This window comes from Pseudorhodobacter sp., assembly GCF_030452865.1.
In the GTDB taxonomy this organism is placed as follows: Bacteria; Pseudomonadota; Alphaproteobacteria; order Rhodobacterales; family Rhodobacteraceae; genus Pseudorhodobacter.
Map to the genome: position 1 here is coordinate 1 of NZ_JAKDLJ010000270.1, position 5,065 is coordinate 5,065.

Below are 5,065 nucleotides of genomic sequence, written 5' to 3' on the forward strand. Positions count from 1 at the left end.
GATGGGAGAACATACCGTTGCGGGCGGCCAGAACCTTGTCGCCTTTGGACAGCGTGTTCGACAAGGCAGTTTCCCAACCGCCGGTCCCGGTCGACGGGAAAATGAAGATCTTGGCGCTGGTCGATTTCAGAACCTTCTGAACCCCGCTGAGGCACGGATGCAGGATTTTGCCGAACACCGGGGAGCGGTGATCAATCGTCGGCATATAGCAGGCCTGACGGATCGATTCGGGCATATTGGTCGGGCCGGGGATGAAAACCGGATTTTGAAAGTTCATAGCACGTTCCTCCATTGGGTTGCCCAAGTGATACATGGCGTCAGAATCGGATGCAATTATTTTGAAATATTTTTTCATAATGCTATATATGCGATGAAAGGCTTTATTTTCCGCGACTTACATTTTTTCATTTGCAGAAAAATGATTTCAGAGTAAATATTGTTTTCCGAATGCGCAGAAAGTGTTGATAATGACCATTATTCCCAAGACCCGCGGCAGACCGAAACGTTTCGATGGCGATGACAGCCAGAATATCATCCAATCGCTTGACCGTGCGGTTGATGTTCTCGAAACGCTGGCGGCAGGCGGGGCAATGACGCTTTCACAGATCGCGGTTGAAATGGCACAATCCCCGGCAACGATCTACCGGGTTCTGACCACGTTTCAGTTGCGCGCGATGGCAGAGGTCAATCCGGTGACACAGGAATGGTCGATCGGGCCGCAGGCGTTCCGGATCGGGGCGACATTCCTGCGCCGCAGCAACATGATTGGGCGGGCGATGCCTGCGATGCAGCGGTTGAAGGATGAAACCGGCGAAACCTCGAACCTCGGGATTGAAAAGGCCGATCTTGTGATGTTTGTCGCCCAAGTCGAAACGCACGAATCCATCCGCGCCTTCTTTCCCCCCGGCACCCAAACGCCGATGCACGCCTCCGGCATCGGAAAGGCGCTGCTTGCGATGTTTCCGGAACCGCGTCTGAAACGCTATCTGGCCGAAGCGCCGATGGAACGCTTCACCGATCAGACCATCACCGCCCCTGCCTTGATGATCGAAGAACTGGAGAGGATACGCGCCAACGGCTATTCCTTCGACAATGAAGAAAAGGCTATCGGGATGCGTTGTATCGCCGCGCCAATCCTGAACTTTCAGGGGGAGGCAGTTGCAGGTATTTCGGTTTCCGGACCATCGCAGCGGCTGTCTCATGACAAGATCCCGTACATCGGGAATATGGTGAAGGCGGCGGGGGAAGAGGTATCGCGCGCCATGGGGGCCGAGGTGCCTTAAGCCTCGATCCGCAACCCATTCAACGAAAGGTCGCTCCAGCGCATCAACCGGTCAGCCAGATGCGTGCCGACTTAAGTGCTTTGAAAGCCCGAGGGGGCATCGGACAAAGCCTGCCGCCGCCAAACCCTAAACCGGGTTTGCGCGGCCCGGCTTCACCAGCGGACCCAGTGAGTCGAGATAGCTGCGGTCAAAGCCCTCGCCGTAAACCGCGAACTCCGTGGGTCTGTCGCGGAAACTCTTGAGCGGTTGGCCCATATTTCGCAATCCGCGACTGCGCTGACGGCGAACGAGGTCAAGATCAATCTCCACCGGGATCAGCTCTTCACCGACATTGCCCCGGTGGATCATTTGCCCCGACGGATCGACCACCATGGAATAGCCGTTGCCGCCTGCGCCCAAGCCATTGATACTGAACACATAGCTTTGAAACATCGCGGCAGATGCCTGCACAATGGCAAGATCGGCCGGCCGGTCGATGAAATTCGCCAGCACCGGATTAAGGATCACCTCTGCCCCCATCGCCACCATGGAGCGGGTAAGTTCAGGGAACCAGATATCGTAGCAGATCGACACGCCGAAGCGCCCGACATTCGGCACGTCAAAGACGCAAACCTCAGCGCCGGGGGTGGTTCCTGCCTCATACGGGGTGAAGGGAAACATCTTGCGGTAGCGGGTGACAATCTCCCCCGCCGGATTGATCACGGGGGTCGTGTTATAGACCAGCTCTCCTTGCTTTTCAAAGTAGGACCCCGGAACCATCCAGATGCCATATTGCTGCGCCATCCGTTGAAAGGCGGTTTCATACTCCCCGCCCATAGGTGTCGCCAGCGCATGTGCCGGGCCATGTGCTGCAAGTTCGCTGAGCACCACCATCTCGACCCAAGGGTAAAGAAACATCAATACATCAAGGCGGCGCTGTATCGCCTCAAGATTGTTCTGCATCGCGATGGGCATCTGGATCCCGGCAATGGCAAAATGGCTCATGTCATATCTCCGTGATTTGATGCGGTGTGCGCAGGTCGCCGCCACAACTCACCAAGACTGGCCCAGTTTTGCCGTCCGGCCATGCAATCGGCAAGCTCGCTGAAAAAAGCCGCCAGATTTGGCACTGTGGCCGGATCGCGTGCAACCGGAACCGCATTGAATGCGGCGGCTTGGTTGATTGCCGGTCCAACCACCGACCCGCTGGCGGAATAGGTGACACTGACCTGCTTTGGTTCAAACGCGCCGATGCGCCAGACAACCGGGGGGCCATCGCGCCAGGACAGCGTGGCTTCCCCAGACATCGGGCGATAAGCGGCAGTGAAAACAGTTCCAAAAGCCTTGTCATAAGCGGTTGAAAACAGCGGCGCGCGCAAGAATGCATCGCGCGCGGCGGCAATGGTCAGATCGCCCTTCGCCACCATTGTTTCCAGATGCTTTTCCCGTTCCCGCGTGCGGGAAACCCGGCCATGGTGCGGCCATTCAACACCAAGCTGATGATTGGTCGCCAAGGGGCGGTCCGACACCAGCGTCGGTCGGTCGGGTGCAAGAAAGACCGTTGCAAACGCGCCGCTGCGGTCGGCCACCGTCACATTATAGGACATATGGCACGGAATCCGGCGCAGCGCCTCACGGGCATCGGTCACATCGCGACACATTTCCAGCACATAGCGCATAATCAGCGGAATGCCGAAGCCCCGCCCGCTTTGCGGGCGACCGCCAAAGGTCAGCGACGCGGCGAGACCGGAATCATTCATCCCGTCCGACAGGCCCGCCATGCCTTCGACCATGCCCATCACCTGACGCCCGCGCCATGCACTATGCAGCATGGTGCTTTCGTTCAGATCGGGGTCAAGGTCGTAGTTGCGGATCAGCATCGGGCCATCATCATCAGCCATAACCAACTGGCTGCACCCCACCAGATAGCGCGGTGGCGTCCAGAAACTCAGGAAGCGGGCCGCGACATCATCGCCGTCGACTTCAGCCACAAGTTGTTCCCAAAGCGATTCCATCTCAGGCATGTAGCGGCGCAATGCCCGCTGCGATTCATCAAGCTGCGGGCCGCTGTCGCCGCCGCGCGACAGGAACCATTCACGCCAACCCGGCCAGCCATGCGCAAAGACCTTTTTCCAGGCCGCACCCGGTTGACCCTCTGTCAGGCCGCGAAAATCCAGTTGCATTCGGTTCCTTTCAAGCCCGCTGTTGATGACGGGCATTTCGGGCGACACAGCGGCGGATCGGCCTACACCATGTCGCATGGTGTAGGTATCTGGTATTTCTTCGACCAATGTCAAGTGCAGCCGAAACCATCATCCCCAAATGTCAGAACCATTTCGCCGCATCAAGCCCTTGCGGTGGCTGGACCGGTGGTGCGGCTCCAAGGGGGACACTGGTAAACGCCGCTTTCAGGCCAGAGTTCCATGCCTTTGCCCGCTCGGTCAACGACCGCTCATCCGTTTGCATCCGTCCGCGCGCCAGCAGGCACCCAAGATCCGCGCCATGATAACAATATTCGCCGATGCCGTAAACGCGCAGATAGAAGGCTTCGTTCTCATCGCCGACGCTGGTGATGTTATGCGCGGCACGCAGGAACGACACGCTGCCATCCTCAGCCATGCGCCAGACCCCCGATTGCGGTGCCTCGGTGATCAACTCCACCTTTTCCTCGGTTTGTTTCAGGATCAGTTGGGTCCAGTTGTCGTAATCATTCCAGCGCGCCTGAACCTGCTCCATATCGAGGTCATAATCGACATCGAGATATTCCAGGATGTGGAACAGGAACAGCGGGCAACCGCCATAGGTCGTGGTGATCAGGTTGGTGGGCGGGGTTGCACCGCTGACACGCGGGTTCAACTCCCCCAGATAAACCGTGTTGTCATCGGTATCGAGCAGGAAATCGAGGCAGAACACCCCTTTGTAGCCTTCGGCATAAAGGCGGTCTCCGAATTTGCGGGCCATTTCGCGGACCTGTTCCGGCACGCCATCGGGCAGGATGGTGGTGGAGATGTCGTTGCCACACCATCCCCCCTTGTATGGCGTGATTTCCTCGAACCCGGTGATATCGGTCATCACCGGGCCAACAAGGGTTCCGTGGCGGGTCGCGCAACCTTCGATGGTGCCGGGCAGGTGGTTCAGACGCTTCATCACCTTCAGTTTCTGGCCGATGATCTTCGGCGCGAAACGGTCCCAGTCTTCTTCTGACTTGATGAAGAACGTCGTGCGCCCGCTGTCACCGTAAGGCGTCTGCACCACAAGATCCTGACCGACGCGACCCTTTTTTGCCAGTTTCATCAGTTCTTTGAAGCTGTCGGCCTCCCCCATGATGTTCGGCGCGCTCGCCACACCAGCCTCGTTGCCAAGCCGCGTCGTTTCGATCTTGGAATCCAGCCGGTTGCGCAGTTCCGCGCGAGGCAGCGCGATGTCTATCCCGACTTTTTCACACAGGCGTTCGGTTTCTTCGTCAAACATCACAAAAATCGCCTTGCCGCGCGGCCGCCCTTTGATGTGTTCGGCAAATTGCGGGTGATCGACAAGGTAATTGGCCACATCCTCCATCGAGTTGAATTCCTGCGGGCCATCACGCTCCGGCACGAAAACCCGTGCGTGGCCGCCATCGAAGATGTCGAAATAGTTTACAAACTCCAGCCCGCCGACCCATTGATCGATGCCAAGCAGGCTGAAAGGCGTTGGCGTGATGACATAGATCGGCGTTTCATTGCGGCGCAGAAAGCGGAATATTTCTGTCAGGCTTGTCAACTTGGGGTTGTCGGTCATCTCATATCCTTCGTTCTGCGCGCTCA

General features: G+C 57.7%; 4 protein-coding genes and 1 pseudogene. 1 reads left to right on the plus strand and 4 read right to left on the minus strand.

Annotated features, from left to right (window positions below):
* Window positions 1–277: pseudogene (locus L0H65_RS14230) on the minus strand (serine--glyoxylate aminotransferase); the annotation flags it as partial.
* Window positions 278–467: 190 nt separating this feature from the next.
* On the opposite strand from L0H65_RS14230, the gene bhcR reads away from it, so the two are divergent.
* Complete coding sequence (bhcR, locus tag L0H65_RS14235; RefSeq protein ID WP_301459709.1) at window positions 468–1,283, plus strand: HTH-type transcriptional regulator BhcR; 816 nt, start codon at window positions 468–470, stop codon at window positions 1,281–1,283.
* A gap of 126 nt (window positions 1,284–1,409) precedes the next feature.
* On the opposite strand, the gene L0H65_RS14240 is transcribed toward bhcR, so the two are convergent.
* The 3 genes from L0H65_RS14240 to L0H65_RS14250 all read right to left on the minus strand — a co-directional run.
* A complete protein-coding gene (locus tag L0H65_RS14240; RefSeq protein WP_301459710.1) occupies window positions 1,410–2,267 on the minus strand; it encodes a carbon-nitrogen hydrolase family protein in 858 nt (285 codons plus the stop codon).
* Entirely contained in the window at window positions 2,264–3,445 is a 1,182-nt protein-coding gene (locus tag L0H65_RS14245; RefSeq protein WP_301459711.1) for a C45 family peptidase, read from the minus strand. Before L0H65_RS14245 ends, L0H65_RS14240 begins: the two co-directional genes overlap by 4 nt.
* Before the next feature lie 142 nt (window positions 3,446–3,587).
* On the minus strand, window positions 3,588–5,065 hold a 1,478-nt coding region (locus tag L0H65_RS14250), incomplete at its 5' end, for a biotin carboxylase (RefSeq protein ID WP_367652001.1).